The organism is Mycolicibacter minnesotensis (genome assembly GCF_010731755.1).
In the GTDB taxonomy this organism is placed as follows: domain Bacteria; phylum Actinomycetota; class Actinomycetes; order Mycobacteriales; family Mycobacteriaceae; genus Mycobacterium; species Mycobacterium minnesotense.
Window position 1 is genome coordinate 3,576,696 of record NZ_AP022589.1, and the last position, 15,343, is coordinate 3,592,038.

General features: G+C 67.9%; 15 protein-coding genes. 10 read left to right on the plus strand and 5 right to left on the minus strand.

Translation table 11 applies throughout. From position 1 onward, the window contains the following. Window positions 1-4: 4 nt before the first annotated feature. The gene (locus tag G6N09_RS16520) at window positions 5-1,807 is read right to left on the minus strand and encodes an AMP-dependent synthetase/ligase (RefSeq protein WP_083025226.1); all 1,803 of its coding nucleotides are present in this window, start codon (window positions 1,805-1,807) and stop codon (window positions 5-7) included. A gap of 161 nt (window positions 1,808-1,968) precedes the next feature. Here G6N09_RS16520 and G6N09_RS16525 point away from each other — a divergent pair, with 161 nt between their 5' ends. The 5 genes from G6N09_RS16525 (at window position 1,969) to G6N09_RS16545 (ending at window position 5,420) form a co-directional block, all read left to right on the plus strand. After that, complete coding sequence (locus tag G6N09_RS16525) at window positions 1,969-2,364, plus strand: polyketide cyclase / dehydrase and lipid transport (protein ID WP_083025224.1); 396 nt, start codon at window positions 1,969-1,971, stop codon at window positions 2,362-2,364. Between the two features lie 80 nt (window positions 2,365-2,444). Continuing rightward, the gene (locus tag G6N09_RS16530) at window positions 2,445-2,882 is read left to right on the plus strand and encodes an SRPBCC family protein (protein WP_083025221.1); all 438 of its coding nucleotides are present in this window, start codon (window positions 2,445-2,447) and stop codon (window positions 2,880-2,882) included. Then, complete coding sequence (locus G6N09_RS16535) at window positions 2,879-4,174, plus strand: ArsA family ATPase (RefSeq protein WP_083025218.1); 1,296 nt, start codon at window positions 2,879-2,881, stop codon at window positions 4,172-4,174. The genes G6N09_RS16530 and G6N09_RS16535 overlap by 4 nt, the downstream gene beginning before the upstream one ends. Further along, the gene (locus tag G6N09_RS16540; RefSeq protein ID WP_083025216.1) at window positions 4,171-4,575 is read left to right on the plus strand and encodes a hypothetical protein; all 405 of its coding nucleotides are present in this window, start codon (window positions 4,171-4,173) and stop codon (window positions 4,573-4,575) included. The genes G6N09_RS16535 and G6N09_RS16540 overlap by 4 nt, the downstream gene beginning before the upstream one ends. A 110-nt stretch (window positions 4,576-4,685) precedes the next feature. Then, window positions 4,686-5,420 (plus strand): lysophospholipid acyltransferase family protein, encoded by a 735-nt coding sequence (locus tag G6N09_RS16545; protein WP_083025213.1) that lies wholly within the window; start codon window positions 4,686-4,688, stop codon window positions 5,418-5,420. Here G6N09_RS16545 and G6N09_RS16550 read toward each other — a convergent pair. Continuing rightward, window positions 5,381-6,676 carry a glycosyltransferase 87 family protein gene (locus G6N09_RS16550; RefSeq protein WP_083025211.1) on the minus strand — a complete coding sequence of 432 codons (1,296 nt, stop codon included), beginning with the start codon at window positions 6,674-6,676 and terminating at the stop codon, window positions 5,381-5,383. The genes G6N09_RS16545 and G6N09_RS16550 overlap by 40 nt on opposite strands. A 93-nt stretch (window positions 6,677-6,769) precedes the next feature. On the opposite strand from G6N09_RS16550, the gene G6N09_RS16555 reads away from it, so the two are divergent. From G6N09_RS16555 to G6N09_RS16565, 3 genes are all read left to right on the plus strand, one after another. Then, entirely contained in the window at window positions 6,770-7,780 is a 1,011-nt protein-coding gene (locus G6N09_RS16555; protein ID WP_083025209.1) for a hypothetical protein, read from the plus strand. Next, window positions 7,777-8,283 (plus strand): polyadenylate-specific 3'-exoribonuclease AS, encoded by a 507-nt coding sequence (locus G6N09_RS16560; protein ID WP_083025328.1) that lies wholly within the window; start codon window positions 7,777-7,779, stop codon window positions 8,281-8,283. The genes G6N09_RS16555 and G6N09_RS16560 overlap by 4 nt, the downstream gene beginning before the upstream one ends. A gap of 72 nt (window positions 8,284-8,355) precedes the next feature. Then, entirely contained in the window at window positions 8,356-9,741 is a 1,386-nt protein-coding gene (locus G6N09_RS16565; protein ID WP_083025207.1) for a class II 3-deoxy-7-phosphoheptulonate synthase, read from the plus strand. A 103-nt stretch (window positions 9,742-9,844) separates the two neighbouring features. Here the strand turns inward: G6N09_RS16565 and G6N09_RS16570 are convergent, their stop codons facing one another. Then, on the minus strand, window positions 9,845-11,014 hold the full coding sequence (locus G6N09_RS16570) for a protein kinase domain-containing protein (RefSeq protein ID WP_083025204.1): 1,170 nt from the start codon (window positions 11,012-11,014) through the stop codon (window positions 9,845-9,847). Between the two features lie 61 nt (window positions 11,015-11,075). Here G6N09_RS16570 and G6N09_RS16575 point away from each other — a divergent pair, with 61 nt between their 5' ends. Next, the gene (locus G6N09_RS16575) at window positions 11,076-11,480 is read left to right on the plus strand and encodes an Rv2175c family DNA-binding protein (protein WP_083025202.1); all 405 of its coding nucleotides are present in this window, start codon (window positions 11,076-11,078) and stop codon (window positions 11,478-11,480) included. A 31-nt stretch (window positions 11,481-11,511) separates the two neighbouring features. Here G6N09_RS16575 and G6N09_RS16580 read toward each other — a convergent pair whose 3' ends face one another. Together G6N09_RS16580 and idsA2 are read right to left on the minus strand one after the other, a co-directional pair. Next, window positions 11,512-13,152: an alpha-(1->6)-mannopyranosyltransferase A gene (locus tag G6N09_RS16580; protein WP_083025200.1), complete on the minus strand. Its 1,641-nt coding sequence runs from the start codon at window positions 13,150-13,152 to the stop codon at window positions 11,512-11,514. A gap of 16 nt (window positions 13,153-13,168) precedes the next feature. Then, complete coding sequence (gene idsA2, locus G6N09_RS16585; RefSeq protein WP_083025327.1) at window positions 13,169-14,263, minus strand: bifunctional (2E,6E)-farnesyl/geranyl diphosphate synthase; 1,095 nt, start codon at window positions 14,261-14,263, stop codon at window positions 13,169-13,171. 179 nt (window positions 14,264-14,442) lie between these two features. On the opposite strand from idsA2, the gene G6N09_RS16590 reads away from it, so the two are divergent. Beyond that, entirely contained in the window at window positions 14,443-15,336 is an 894-nt protein-coding gene (locus tag G6N09_RS16590) for a mycobacterial-type methylenetetrahydrofolate reductase (protein ID WP_083025198.1), read from the plus strand. Window positions 15,337-15,343 lie beyond the last annotated feature (7 nt).

The following is a 15,343-nucleotide window of genomic DNA, read 5'->3' on the forward strand; positions in this document are numbered from 1 at the left end:
CCGGTCAGCCCTTGGCGTAAATCGCCTCGATCGCGTCGGCGAACTTCTCCGCCACCACGTTGCGCTTGACCTTCATGGTCGGGGTCAGCTCGCCGGTGGCCTCGGTGAAGTCGACCGGCAGGATCTGGAACTTCCGGATCGACTCGGCATGCGAGACCGCAAGATTGGCGTGCTTGACAGCCGAATCCACCTCGGCGATCAGGTCCGGGTCGGTCGCCAGATCCGCCGGTGTGGCGCCGCTGGCCTTGCCGTGGCGTTCCTTCCAGCCCTCGATGGCCTCGGGGTCGATGGTGATCAGCGCCCCGATGAACGGCTTGGCGTCCCCGACGACCATCGCCTGGCTGATCAACGGGTGAGACCGCAGCTGGTCTTCGAGAACCGCAGGTGCGACGTTCTTGCCGCCGGCGGTGACGATGATCTCCTTCTTGCGCCCCGTGATCTTCAGGTAGCCCTCGTCGTCGATGGCGGCCAGGTCGCCGGTGCGGAACCAGCCGTCGGTGAACGCCTCGGCGGTGGCCTGCTCGTTGCGCCAGTAGCCGTGGAACACCACGCCGCCGCGCACCAGCAACTCGCCATCCTCGGCGATACGCATGCTGTTGCCGGGCACCAGCGTTCCGACGGTGCCGACTTTCATGCCGCCGACGGGGTTGACGGTGATGGCCGCGGTGGTCTCGGTCAGCCCGTAGCCCTCATAGATCGACAGGCCGACGCCGCGGTAGAAGTGGCCCAGCCGTTCGCCCAGCGGCGCGCCGCCAGACACCGAGGCGCGGCAGTTGCCGCCCAACGCCGTGCGCAGCTTGTGATAGACCAGCTTGTCGAACAGGGCGTGCTTGGCGCGCAGCAACAGGCCTGGACCGCCGCGGTCGGTGGCCTCGCTCCAGTCCACGGCGGTCTGGGCCGCAATCTCGAAGATGCGCCCCTTGCCGTCGTTGGCGGCATTCTGGGCGGCGGTGTTGTAAACCTTCTCGAACACCCGCGGCACCGACACCACCACGGTCGGCTTGAACACCGACAACATCGGCACCAGGTTCTTGATATCGCTGGTGAACCCCACCGTCACCTTGTTGGCGAAGCCCGCGATGCTCAGCGCACGGGCCAGGACGTGTGCCAACGGCAGGAACACCAGCAGTCGCTGGCCGGAGGTCATCAGCGTGGGCAGGGCGGCCTGGGTGCCGCGAACCTCGTGGATCAGGTTGGAGTGGGTGAGCTGGCAGCCCTTGGGACGGCCGGTGGTGCCCGAGGTGTAGATCAGCGTCGCCGGATCGGTGGACCGTAATGCGGCAAGGCGCGCAGTGAGTTCTGCGGGGTCGTGGCCGGCGCCGGCCTCCGTCAGCTCATCGAGGGCCGGGGCGTCCGAACCGTCGATGGTCAGCACCCGCCGCAGTGCGGGCAGGTCTCCGGCGAGTTCGTTGACGATCTGGGCGTGAGCGTCGGTCTCGGCGAAGGCCACTACCGCGCTGGAGTCCTGCATCACCCAGCGGACCTGCTCGGCCGAAGACGTCTCGTAGATCGGCACGGTCACCGCGCCGATGGACAGGATGGCGTAGTCGAGAATGGCCCACTCGTAGCGCGTAGCCGAGAAGATGACCACGCGGTCGCCGGCCTCCACGCCCAGTCCGATCAGGCCCAGCGCCGCCGACCGGATCTGTGCGGCCGCGGTGGCGCAGGTGACGTCTGTCCAGGCGCCGTCGATCAGCCGCTGGTAGATGACGAAGTCGGGACTGTTGCGTTCGTGTTCGAAGACAGCCGCGGCGACGTTGTCGTGCTCCTCGACGGTGAACGGCGCGGGAACACTGAACTCACGCATTGCGATGACCTCTCTTGCCAGCCTGGGTGTCGATCCGCACAGCCTAGTCGGCTCCTGGGGACGACCGTGACGAGGTTCACTCTGCGTCCCTGCCGGAAGCTCCCCGCGAATGCGCCGCCGGGCCCTTGGCCCGGAAAAAGTGTTCGATACGCTTGCGGGCCATGAACAGTATCCAGGTTGCCGACGAGACGTTCGTCGCCGCTTCCGGCGAGCAGGTGGGCATGGCTGTCGCCGATCGGTCGAATTGGCAGCGGTGGTGGCCCGATCTGCAGCTTGAGGTGGTCGAAGACCGCGCTGACAAGGGCATTCGGTGGACAGTGGGCGGGCCGCTGACCGGCACCATGGAGATCTGGCTGGAGCCGATGCTCGACGGTGTGCTGCTCCACTATTTCCTGCACGCCGAACCCACCGGCGTGACCGGCCGGCAGCTGGCGCGGCTGAACCTGGCCAAGCTCAACCACCGCCGCCGGGTGGCGGGCAAGCGGATGGCCTTCGAGGTCAAGCACCGCTTGGAGCGATCTCGGCCGGTGGGGGTCGCGCCGATCGCCGTGAGTTGACCCGGCCCGGCCGAAGACGGCGAGGTAGCGTCTGTGCCGAGGGCCGGTGGCAGGCGCGAGCGAGTTAGGGAAGTAACCACGTGGCGGACAAGACAGCTCAGACGATCTTCATCGCGGCCGATCCGGACACGGTGATGAAGGTGATCGCCGATATCGGCGCCTACCCCGACTGGGTCTCGGAGTACACCGAGGCCGAGGTGCTCGAGACCGATGCCGACGGCTATCCGAAGGTGGCCCGGTTGGTGCTCGACGCAGCCGTGCTCAAGGACACCATGGTGTTGAACTACGACTGGTCGCCGGATCGCCGGGCGGTGCGGTGGTCCCTGGCGTCGAGTTCGCTGCTCAAAGCGCTGGACGGCGAATATCGCCTGACGCCGAAGGGATCTGGGACCGAGGTCGTCTACGAGTTGTCGGTGGATCTGATGATTCCGATGATCGGACTGCTCAAGCGCAAAGCGGAGCGTCGGCTGACCGACACCGCACTGAAGGATTTGAAGAAGCGAGCAGAGGCTGAGTGAGGCCGCCTGAACCGGCGCCGGCGACAGCGCTTTCCGTGGCTGCCATCAGTTTGTTCGTGGGCAAAGGCGGCGTGGGCAAGTCCACGTGCGCCGCGGCGACGGCCGTCGCGCAGGCGTGCGCTGGCGATCGGGTTCTGCTGATCTCCACCGACCAGGCTCACTCGGTCGGGGACGTACTCGGTGTACAGGTGGCGCCCAGCGCTGCCCGCGACCCCCTCCGGGTGGTCCTCGACGGTGCGTCGGCCGGCGGCCAACTGGATGTACTGGCGCTGGACACCGTGGCACTGCTGGAGCGGTATTGGACCGACGTGGTCGAGGTTCTGGCCGACCGCTTCCCGGAATCGGACCTGGGTGGTGTTGCCCCCGAGGAACTTTCGGCGCTGCCCGGGGTGCAGGAAGTGCTGGGACTGCACGAGGTGGGCGAACTGGCGGACAGCGGGCGGTGGGACCGGGTGGTGGTCGATTGTGCATCCACCGCCGACGCCATGCGCATGCTGACCCTGCCCGCGACGGTGGCGCTCTACGTCGAACGGTCGTGGCCGCGGCACCGCCGGCTCAGCGGCACCGAGGATCCTCGATCGAGTGCCCTCGTCGAGCTGGTCGAGCGGATCGCCCTAACCGCCGAACGGCTTGCCGAGCGACTGACCGATGAGGCATCGGTGGCGGCACACGTGGTGTTGACCGCGGAGCGTGTGGTGGCCGCCGAAGCCGTGCGTACCTTGGGTGCGTTGTCGCTGACGGGTGTGCGGGTGGCTGAGCTGATCGTCAATCAGATTTTGTTGCAGGACGATTCGTACGTCTACACCAACCTTCCCGCCCATCCGGCGTTCGACTGGTACGCCGAGCGAATCGGTGAGCAGCGCAGTGTTCTGGAGGAGATCGACCACGCCATCGGTGATGTGGCGATGGTCCTGGTCCCGCACCTGGCGGGTGAACCCATCGGCCCCAAAGCCCTGGGCGATCTGCTGGCGAACAGTCGTCGCCGCGACGGGGCAGCGCCTCCGGCCCCGGTGCGGCCGGTGGTCGACCGGGAGTCCGGTTCCGGGCTGGGGGCCGTCTACCGGCTCCGGCTAGAGTTACCCCAGGTCGATTCCGGTGCGCTGAGCCTGGGGCGATCCGGAGACGATCTGATCATCGGTGCGGGCGGCACCAGACGTCGGGTTCGGTTGGCGTCGGTGTTGCGTCGGTGCACGGTCGTGGACGCAACGTTGCGTGGCAGCGAACTGACGGTGCGCTTCCAGCCGGATCCGCAACTGTGGCCGGCGAGTGGCGATGAGGAGGTGCGGCGTTGACCGATGGCGCGCACCCCGACCTGGGTGAGCTCGGGCCCGAGTTGCGCAAGCTCGCCCAGGCGATCCTGGATCGCCTTGACCCGGCCGTGCGCGCCGCCGCGTTGCTGGCGGCTTCCGCCGACAGCCCGGGAAAGTGTCAACAGGTGTGGTGCCCGGTCTGCGCGTTGGCGGCCCTGGTCTCCGGCGAGGAGCACCCCCTGCTCACCATCGTCGCCGAGCACAGCGTCGCGCTCTACGAGGTGATCCGCGCGGTGGTCGGAGAGGCCGCCGAGGCCGGTGGGGTGCCGCGCCCGCCCGAGCCGGCTCCGCCGGGCGGCGACGGCGAGGGCGACCGGTCGTCGGCACGCCCCAGCTATCAGCACATTCCCGTGCGCGTCGAGGACGACAAGCACGAAAGCTGAGGAATTCCGCGGAATTCCCGATGTGACGAATCACCGTGTGGCTCTTGACACGCTCGGTCGGTAAAGTTGGCGCGAACACGGCCGCCTAGCGGGGGCAGGAGGGAGGGGCCATGTGGTACTGGCTGGTCAAGTACGTCTTCTTCGGGCCCCTGCTGGCCCTGATCGGGCGGCCGAAAGTCGAGGGTCTGGAGAACATCCCCGACGACGGCGCGGCGATTCTGGCCAGTAATCACCTGGCCGTCATGGACAGCTTCTACCTGCCCCTGGTGGTCCGTCGTCGGATCACGTTCCTGGCCAAGTCGGAATACTTCACCGGTACCGGGATCAAGGGCTGGCTCACTCGGTCGTTCTACACCGCGGTGGGACAGGTGCCCATCGACCGCAACAACGCTGACGCCGCGCAGGCGGCCCTGACCACCGCCCAGCGGATTCTGGCGCAGGGCAAGCTGCTCGGCATCTATCCCGAGGGCACTCGCTCGCCCGATGGTCGGCTCTATAAGGGCAAGACCGGTCTGGCGCGCCTGGCGCTGCACACCGGCGTCCCGGTGATCCCCGTCGTGATGGTCGGCACCGACGTCGTCAACCCGCCGGGAACCAAGATGCTGCGGTTCGGCCGCGTCACGGTCCGATTCGGCGAGCCGATGGACTTCTCACGGTTCGAGGGAATGGCCGAGAACCGATTCATCGAGCGTGCCGTCACCGACGAGGTGATCTACGAGCTGATGCGGTTGTCGGGCCAGGAATACGTCGACATCTACGCAGCCAGCGTCAAAAACGGTGCCGCGCAACAGGACGGAGCCTCCGGTCAGCCGGTCGCCCGGTTTCCGGAGACCGCAGCGGGCTGATCCGGATTCGGCCGAGGGTGCGGCCGAACGGCAAGACCAGCCGTGACGATCACGGCCAACGCCCACCACACGTAGGACATCCCGGCCAGCTGGCGCCACCACGCGGCACCGGACTCATGATGCTCGGGCAGCAGCTCGATCGGGCTGCGCAGCATCAGTGCCACGCCTGCGGCGCTGAGCGCGCCGAGCGCCATCGTGCGATGCCGGTAGGCCACCACCGCGGTCACCACCACGGTGGGAAGCATCCACACCCAGTGGTGCGACCAGGACACCGGTGACACCACCAAACCGAACAGGGCCACACAGACCAGCGCCAGAATGGGCTCGCCGGCAGCCAGCACCCGGCGGGCCGCCCACACCAATGCCGCCAGCACCAGCAGGCTGCCTGCCACCCACAACAGGGACCGAAGGTTCTCGCTCAGCGGTAGCCGGGCCAGCGCGCCGGCGAGATTCTGGTTGGTGTTGAGGGTCGCTCCACCGATGCGGTCGGTGTCGGTGACGGTGTGTGTCCAGTACTGCCAGGAGTCGCTCCAGGCCATCGCGAAGCCCACCAGGGTCGCCGCCAGGAAAGATGCCGCCGTGGTGACTGCCGCGCGGGTATCGCGTCGCAGCAGGAAATAGAGCAGGAACACCGCGGGCGTCAGCTTCAATGCCACCGCGACACCCAGCAGTGCGCCGCGCGGCCAGTACGTGCGCCGCGGCACGCAGTCTGCGATCACCAGGGTCATGAGCACCGCATTGACTTGGCCGAAGTCGAAATTGGCCCAGATCGGTTCGGCATCCAATCCGATGGCCGCCGCGACGATCGCCACCGCCAGGACCCCGCGGTGCCACCATTGCGGGCCGCTTCCGGAGTCGGCGCCGAGGCGCACCCCCAGGCCGCTGAGCATGATGGTGATCGAGACCACCAGCAGCAGGGTGGAGATGATGGTGAGCGCGGCGGTGGCCGTCCCCAGCGACACCCAGGTCAACGGGGCGAACAACACCGCGGCGATCGGGGGATAGGTGAACGGCAGGACGGTTCCGTCGATCTGGGTGGCGAACCAGTCCTCGCCGTAGAGCGGGCGGCCGTCGCGCCAGGCCCGTGCCGCCATCCGGTAGACGTCGACGTCGATGTGGTACGGCGTGCTGCCCAGCGCCCGCCACGTCGTGTAGCCCAGGGCTGCAATCGCCAGCATCGTGAAGATCCACCAAACGGCCCAACCGCTGATGCCCCCGTGCCGACGGCCCGGGTCGGGCGGCCGCGATGTAGTCATGTCGTGGCACAGCCTATCGGGTGGCGACGTTGCGGCGAGGCATACCGGTGGCGTTCCGGGCGTGGTGTGGCCCGGGGGCGTACGTTCCATTAGGTGCTCGACTGGTTCCGCGACGACATCATCGGACGCGGCAGACTGCCGCTGCTGGGCTGCCTGTTGGCTTTCTTGGCGACGTTTCTGGTGACCCGGTTCGTGGTGCGCTACATCCGCAGTCAGGCCGGCAAGCCTGGCACGCCTCGGTGGTGGCAGCCGCGCAACCTGCACTTCGGCTCCAAGCACATCCACCATGTGGTGTTCGGTGTCGTATTGGTGTTGGCCTCGGGGGTGGCGCTGGTGGCGATGGGGGCCGGTGCGCGTGAACCGGCGTTCAGCCTGGCCGCGATCGCGTTCGGGATCGGAGCGGCTCTGGTCCTCGACGAGTACGCGCTGATCCTGCACCTGTCCGACGTGTACTGGGAGGAGGACGGCAGGGCGTCGGTCGACGCCGTGTTCGCCGCCACCGCGGTCACCGGATTGTTGGTGCTGGGCTTTCATCCGCTGACGTTTCTGGTGGGGACGTGGCACGATACGTCGTCCCTGCTGATTCGGGTGGGGGTGTTCGTGGGCCTGGTTACGGCGCTGCCGTTGGGCGTGATGGTGTTGCTGAAAGGCAAGGTGTGGACCGGATTGATCGGGATGTTCTTCTTTCCGCTGCTGGTGGTGGGCGCGGTACGACTGTCTCGGCCGCACGCGCCGTGGGCTCGGTGGCGCTATCTGCCCGATCAGCAGCGGCTGTCGCGCGCGCTGGAGCGGGAGCGTCGGCTGCGCCGCCCGGTGATCGCGGCCAAACTCTGGTTGCAGGACGCGATCGCGGGTCGGCCCCAGGTGCCTGACGAGGAGGCCGTCGACGCCGAACTCGACCGCGAGGTGCGGGCCGCATCGGCTCCCACGGTGCAGTTCATGGTTCCCCGCCAGCAGGTGCCGATCGGCAGGCCACCTGCCTCCCCGACGACCGACCGACCCCCTGTCGGGTCGGGACCCAATCGAGCGGTCTCGGAGGCGTCGGCGCCCACCATGCCGGTCTCGATCCCGCGCATCCACCGCCCGGGCGGGCCGTGGCGGTGAGATATTTCTACGACACGGAATTCATCGAGGACGGCCGCACCATCGAGTTGATCTCGATCGGGGTGGTCGCTGAGGACGGCCGCGAGTACTACGCGGTCTCCACCGAATTCGACCCCGACCGCGCTGGGTCCTGGGTGCGCGCCAATGTATTGCCCAAGCTGCCGTCGCCGGCGTCGCAGGTCTGGCGGAGTCGACGCCGGATCCGCGAAGACCTCGAGGAGTTCTTCGGCGTCGATCGCGGTGAGCAGATCGAACTGTGGGCGTGGGTGGGGGCTTATGACCACGTGGTGCTCTGCCAGTTGTGGGGCACCATGCCGGATCTGCCGACCCCGATCCCGCGTTTCACCCACGAGCTTCGGCAGTTGTGGGAGGACCGGGACCGACCGCGCCTACCGCCGAGGTCGGCGGGCAGCCACGATGCGCTGGTGGACGCCCGCGACCAGCTGCGCCGCTTCCAGGTCATCACGGCCGACGACCACACGGGTCGCGCAACCGACCGTTAAGGAGTTGGCCCGTCGGCACGGCCAGCGAACTGGCCTGATCAGGACGGGTCGGTCCCCGGCTACCATGGTCGGGTGAACTGGACCGTTGACGTACCCATCGACCAGCTGCCGGCGTTGCCGCCGCTGCCCGCGGATCTGCGCGAGCGCCTCGACGCCGCGCTGGCCCGGCCGGCCGTCCAGCAGCCGAGCTGGCCCGCTGACCAGGCCAAGGCGATGCGCACCGTGTTAGAGAGCGTCCCGCCGATCACCGTGGCGTCCGAGATCGAGCGCCTCAAGGAGCAGCTGGCACAGGTGGCCCGCGGGGAAGCGTTCTTACTGCAGGGCGGCGACTGCGCCGAGACCTTCACCGACAACACCGAGCCGCACATCAAGGGCAATATCCGCACCTTGCTGCAGATGGCCGTGGTGCTGACCTACGGCGCCAGCATGCCGGTGGTCAAGATGGCCCGCATCGCCGGTCAGTACGCCAAGCCGCGGTCGGCCGACATCGACTCGCTGGGCCTGAAGTCCTACCGCGGGGACATGATCAACGGGCTGGCCGCGGATGCCGAAGCGCGCCAACACGACCCGTCCCGGCTGGTGCGGGCCTACGCCAACGCCAGTGCCGCGATGAATCTGGTGCGGGCACTGACGTCGTCGGGCCTGGCATCTCTGGAGCTGGTGCACGACTGGAACCGGGAGTTCGTTCGCACCTCGCCGGCCGGGGCGCGCTATGAGGCACTGGCCGGGGAGATCGACCGCGGCCTGAAGTTCATGAGCGCCTGCGGGGTCGCCGATCGCGAGCTGCAGACCGCCGAGATCTACGCCAGCCATGAGGCGCTGGTGCTCGACTACGAGCGGGCCATGCTCCGGATGGCAGACGTTGCCGGGACACCGCAGCTCTACGATCTGTCGGCGCACTACGTGTGGATCGGCGAGCGGACCCGTCAGCTCGATCACGCGCACATCGCGCTCGCCGAGGTGATCGCCAACCCGATCGGGGTCAAGCTCGGTCCCACCACCACACCGGACCAGGCAGTCGAGTACGTGGAACGTCTTGACCCGCACAATGTTCCGGGTCGACTGACGCTGATCAGCCGAATGGGCAACGCCAAGGTGCGCGACCTGCTGCCGGGAATCATCGAGAAGGTTCAGGCCACCGGCCACCAGGTGATCTGGCAGTGCGACCCGATGCATGGCAACACCCACGAGGCCTCCACCGGGCACAAGACCCGGCACTTCGACCGGATCGTCGATGAGGTGCAGGGATTCTTCGAGGTGCATCACGCACTGGGCACACACCCCGGCGGCATCCATCTGGAGTTCACCGGGGAGAACGTCACCGAGTGCCTCGGTGGGGCCCAAGACATCTCAGACGCCGACCTTGGCGGCCGCTATGAGACGGCGTGCGACCCGCGGCTCAACACCCAACAGTCGCTCGAGCTGGCTTTCCTCGTCGCGGAGATGCTGCGCGGCTGAGGCCGCCACCTGGCACGCGATGCTGAAATTGCGTCCGTGGTCGTGACTGCACCGGCGCCACGACCATGGACGCAATCTCAACGTTTGCTCCGCCGAAAGGCGCCTACAGCAGTGCGCCGAGATTGTTGCCCAAGGTCCAAGCCAGCGCCGCCAGCACGGTGGTGAAGGCGAAGAGCACGGCCAGCCAGATCACCACCATGCGACGTGCGTGCTGGCGCTCGAGAACAAACCGACTCAGCTCGACGCCGCCGAATTGGCCTGTCACCAGGTCATAGTGGGTATCGGTGTCGTCCACCCAGTCCTGCGGTCCGCGGGTCATGTGCAGCGTCTGGCGTGGCGGCGCAGGGTGCTCGGGTCCCCGCGACGGCGCCGCGACATGCTGGGCGGAGTTACGGGGCGCGGGCACCCGGAATGCCGGAAGTGCCAGCGCTTCGGTGATCGCGTCGACGGCGTGGGCCATGTCCAGGCCGTCGACGAAGCGGGCCTGCGGGTCCTGCGCGGTCGCACGGGCAATCAAGTCGTCGAACGCGGCAGGAACTCCCTCGATGGCGGCGCTGGGTGGCGGGACATCGTGATCCAGCCGCTGGTAGGCCACCGTCAACGCCGAATCGCCGGAGAACGGTGTGTGGCCGGTCAACAGTTCATAGGCGAGTACGCCGACGCTGTAGACATCGCTGGCGGGGCCGGCGTTGCCGTCGCGGACCTGCTCGGGGGACAGGTAGGCCGCGGTGCCCAAGATGACGTTGGTCGAGGTGATTCCCGCCGCCGCGATGGCCCGCACCAGCCCGAAGTCGACCACCTTCACGTCGCCGTCGTCGGAGATCAGGATGTTCTCCGGTTTGATGTCGCGGTGCACCAGTCCGGCACGATGCGCGATTCCCAGTGCTCCCAGCACTGGACGTAGCACCGCGGCCACCGCGTGCGGCGGCATGGGGCCGCGCTCGTTGAGCAACTCCCGCAGCGTCCCGCCCTCGACCAGTTCCATCACCAGAAACGGCTGTCCGGGGTCCCGCGGGGTGCCGAATCCCTGGTCGTACACCGCCACCAGCCCGGGATCCTTGAGCCGCGCGACAGCCCTGGCCTCGAGCTGAAAACGGGTCAGGAACTGCTGGTCACCGGCGTAGCGCAGGTCCATCACCTTCACCGCGACGGGCCGGTCCAGGCGCTCATCGACGCCGCGGTACACCGTCGAGGTGCCCCCAGTGGCGATCCGGGTCCCCACCCGGTATCGGCCGTCGAGCAGCGCGCCCTGCACGCCGTCGCCGTCCCACATGGAAGTCACGTGGTCATGGTAGGTGTGCGGAGGGCCGGTCCGGCGGTTCTAAACTTGTGTCGTGAGTAGCATTCCGGCCTCTGAAGACGTGCTTGAACCCGACGAACCCACTTTCGACCTGCCCCGGGTCGCCGAGATGCTGGCGGTGCCCGTCACCAAAGTGCATCAGTACCTGCGCGACAATCATCTGATCGCGGTGCGGCGGGCGGGGGCGCTGAGGGTTCCGCGGAACTTTTTCACCGAAGAGGGGGACATCCTCAAGAGCCTGCCTGGACTGCTGGCTGTGCTGCGCGACGGCGGTTATCAGGAGACCGACATCGTGCGATGGCTGTTCACCCCGGATGCGTCGCTGACTTTGACCCGCGACGGCACCCGCGAGGCTATTTCCGACGCCCGCCCGATCGATGCGCTGCATGCGCACCAGGCGCGAGAGGTGATGCGCCGGGCGCAGGCCATGGCGTACTGACTTTCACGCGGCGTCTTTCACGCGGCGTCTTTCAAGCGGCGTCGGCCGTCGGCAACGGCTGCGCCCTCGACAGCCGGTACCAGGCGTACACCGCGCACCCCGTTGCGCCGATCACATGCACCCAGGTGTACATGCCGTGGGAGCCATCGGGTTTGAAGATCACCATGATCCATGTCGAGGCCGCGGCGATCGCGGCGATCGCGGTCGGTGAACGCACAACGGTGGCTGCCACCGCCAGCGGCCAGGTGTAATACCAGGGCAAGGCGGCGGGGACGAACAACACCACCACCAGCATCGCCCAGGCGATTCCGGCCACCGCGTCACGATCGTTGTGCCGCGACCGCCACCACAACACCGGCAGCAGCAGCGCGATCATCGTGACTCCGCCGATCCGGGTGACGTGCAGGACGGCGTAGAAATTGACCTGCGTGAACAGCCCGACGACGGCGTGGATCAGATTGGCGGCCGCGGTCGGCACGGTCAGCCAGTTGATGATCTTGACGTTGCCTGCCAGCAGCGCGGTCAACCAGCCCAGGCCCACCCCGGCCAGCGCCGAGAGCACCGCGAACACCGCGACGACGATTCCCGTCGACGCTGCCGCGGCGATCAAGAAAGCCACCACCGCCGGATAGCCACGTCGCCCATACCGCGGTTCCAGTGTTGGCTCTCCTTCGTCGAGCCTCGCTGAACCGCGGGGCTCATGCCGCGGTTCCAGTGTTGGCTCTCCTTCGTCGAGCCTCGCTGAACCGCGGGGCTCGCGCAGGCGGCGCATCCACACCCACACCAGGAACGGCAGGGCGATCACCGCCGTGGCCTTGACCGCCGCCGCGAGCGCCACCAAGACGATTCCGGCCAGCTGCCGCCGTTCCAGGGTCAGCGCGATTCCGGCGATCACCAGGCCGACCATCAGCATTTCGTTGTGCACGCCACCCATCAGATGGATGATCACCAGCGGATTGAGCACGGCCAGGTACAGCGCCGCGGGGGCGCTGCCGCCGACTCGGGCGGCCACTCGCGGTGCGGCCCAGATCAACAGCGCAAGACCGGGCAGCATGCACAGGCGCAGCACCATGGTGCCGGCCACCACGTTGTTGCCCACCAGCATCGTGACGAGTTTGGCGACCAGGATGAACGCCGGCCCGTAGGGCGCTGTCGTCGCCGCCCAGATCGGGCTGACGTCGTCGAGCAACGTATTGGGGTTGTCGACCGGGCCGACGTGGTAGGGGTCGAACCCATCGCGCAATAGGGCGCCCTGAGCCAGGTAGGAGTACGTGTCGCGGCTGAACACCGGCACCGACAGCAGCAGGGGAGTCAGCCAGAAGCCGGTGGTCGCGATCAAGGTGTAGGTGCTCACGGTGCCCTCGATCACCCGCCGGCCTAGGCCGAGCCAGGCCAGCAGCATCACCGCGACACCGGCCCACAGCAGCACCGAGGACAGCACCAGCCCGTGGCCGAAGCGCAACCACGACAGGTGCAGGGAATCCAGTACCGGATCTTGGATGCGAGTGCTGCCTGCGCCCAACCCGCCCAGGGTGATCAATAACGCGCCGAGGCAGCCGAGCCATGCGGCGTCGGCCTGATCTCCTGCCGCGAACTGCCGCAGTCGGGCGAGGGCGCCTGGGCTGCCGTCGGAGACGTCGGGGGCCGGTGTGGTGCTGCTGGGGTTCGACATGGGGGCTCGGGACTCCTCAGGCCGACCGGTCGGCGAGCCGGCGGGCCAGGTCGGTCAGCCCGGCTTTGGCGACCTCATCGATGGGGGCGGCCTCCAAGGCGGCCATGGCGCGGCGGGTCAGCAGGTCGATGCGGTCTTCGACAGCCGCCAGCGCGCCCACCGATTCGATCGTCGCGCATAGTTCGCGGACCTGATCCTCGGTGAGGTCGGTGCCGATCGCGGTGCGCAGCCGGTCGGCCGCCACCGGGTCCGACTTGTCGGCCAGCTCGACGGCTTCGGCCAGCAGCACGGTGCGTTTGCCGGAGCGCAGGTCGTCGCCGGAGGGCTTGCCGGTCACCGCGGGATCGCCGAACACCCCCAGCACGTCGTCGCGCAGCTGGAACGCCACACCCAAGTCGGTGCCCAATTCGTAGAACAGCGCCTCGATATCGGGCCGGTCGGCCGCGGCCGCGACACCCAGCTGCAGCGGGCGCACCACGGTGTAGGACGCGGTCTTATAGGTGTTGACCCGCATCGCCGAGGCGATCGAGTCCACGCCGCACGATTCGGCGACGATGTCGAGATATTGACCGCCCAGCACCTCGGTGCGGATGTCTGACCACACCCGGCGCACCCGGCGCTGTGCGTCGGCGGGCAGATCGGCGCTGGCGACGATGTCGTCGGCCCACACCAGCGACAGGTCGCCGAGCAGGATTGCCGCCGACATCCCGAACTGATCGGCAGAGCCCCGCCACCCGCGGGAACGGTGCAGTTCGGCGAACTTGCGGTGCGTGGTGGGGTTGCCGCGGCGGGTCGCCGAGGCGTCGATCACGTCGTCGTGGATGAGCGCACAGGCATGCAGCAGTTCCAGGGCGGCGAACAGTAACAACTCACCGTCGTCGGCGTCCCGGCCGGTGATGGCGCGCCAGCCCCAGTAGGCGAACGCCGGCCGCAGCCGTTTGCCGCCCACCAGCACGAATTCTTCGAGGCCGGTGATCAACGCCTCGTAGTCGTCGCCGATGTAGGCGGTCTCGGTGCGGCGGGTGCGCAGGTAGTAGCGCAGCTGTTCGGTCACGGCGGCGGCCAGTTCGGCGGCCGACGGTGTAGTAGCTGCTGTTGCCTTGAAACTCAGCTCGGCGCCCCTTTCTGTGCTGCCCGGCCGGGGACCCCCAGCGTGGGTCCAGCGTAGAGTGTGCCACCACGACCGGGGGGACTCAGGCCGGTGACGGCCGGGCGGCCGCCGGAGCTTGGCCGCCGCATCCCGCGGCACCGTCGGCCTTCTGCCGACCGTCTTGCATGAGGAGCTGGTACGTGACCTTGAACACCGTCGCACTCGAGCTTGTCCCACCGAATGTGGAACGCGGTCCCGAGCACACCATCGAGGAGGCGCACAAGGTTGTGCGGTTCGCTGCCGAGGCCGGCATCGAAGGGCAGATCCGCCACATCCTGATGCCGAGCATGATCGCCGAGGATGACGACCGGCCGATCGAGATGAAGCCCAAGCTCGACGTGCTGGACTTCTGGAACGCGATTCGGCCCGAGCTGCCGGGCGTGGCCGGCTTGTGTACCCAGGTGACCTCGTTCTCCGACGAGGCGGCGCTGCGGGGCCGGCTGGGCGATCTGACCGGTGCGGGGATCGAGGGCGTGGTCTTCGTCGGCGTGCCGCGCACCATGGCCGACGGCGAGGGCTCGGGCATCCCGCCCACCGACGCATTGGCGACCTTCCGTGCCGACGTGGCCAACCGCGGCGTCATCCTGATTCCCACCCGGGCCGACGAGATCGGCCGGTTCAACTTCAAATGCGACAGCGGCGCGACCTTCGCCCTGACCCAGCTGCTGTACTCCGACGCGATCGTGCCGTTCTTGACCGAGTTCGCCAAGCACAGTGATGCGCGCCCGGAGATCTTGCTGTCGTTCGGCTTCGTTCCGACGTTCGAGAACCGGACCGGCCTGATCAACTGGCTGATCCAGGATCCGGGCAATGCATCGGTGGCTGCCGAACAGGACTTCGTCAAGACGCTCGCCGACAGCGAACCCGACCAGCGGCGCAAGCTGATGGTCGACCTGTACAAGCGGGTGATCGACGGAGTCGCGGACCTGGGCTTTCCGCTGAGCATCCACTTCGAGGCCACCTACGGGGTTTCTGCGGCCGCGTTTCGGACGTTCGCGCAGATGCTCGACTACTGGTCGCCGCGGGCGCGCTGAATCGCGC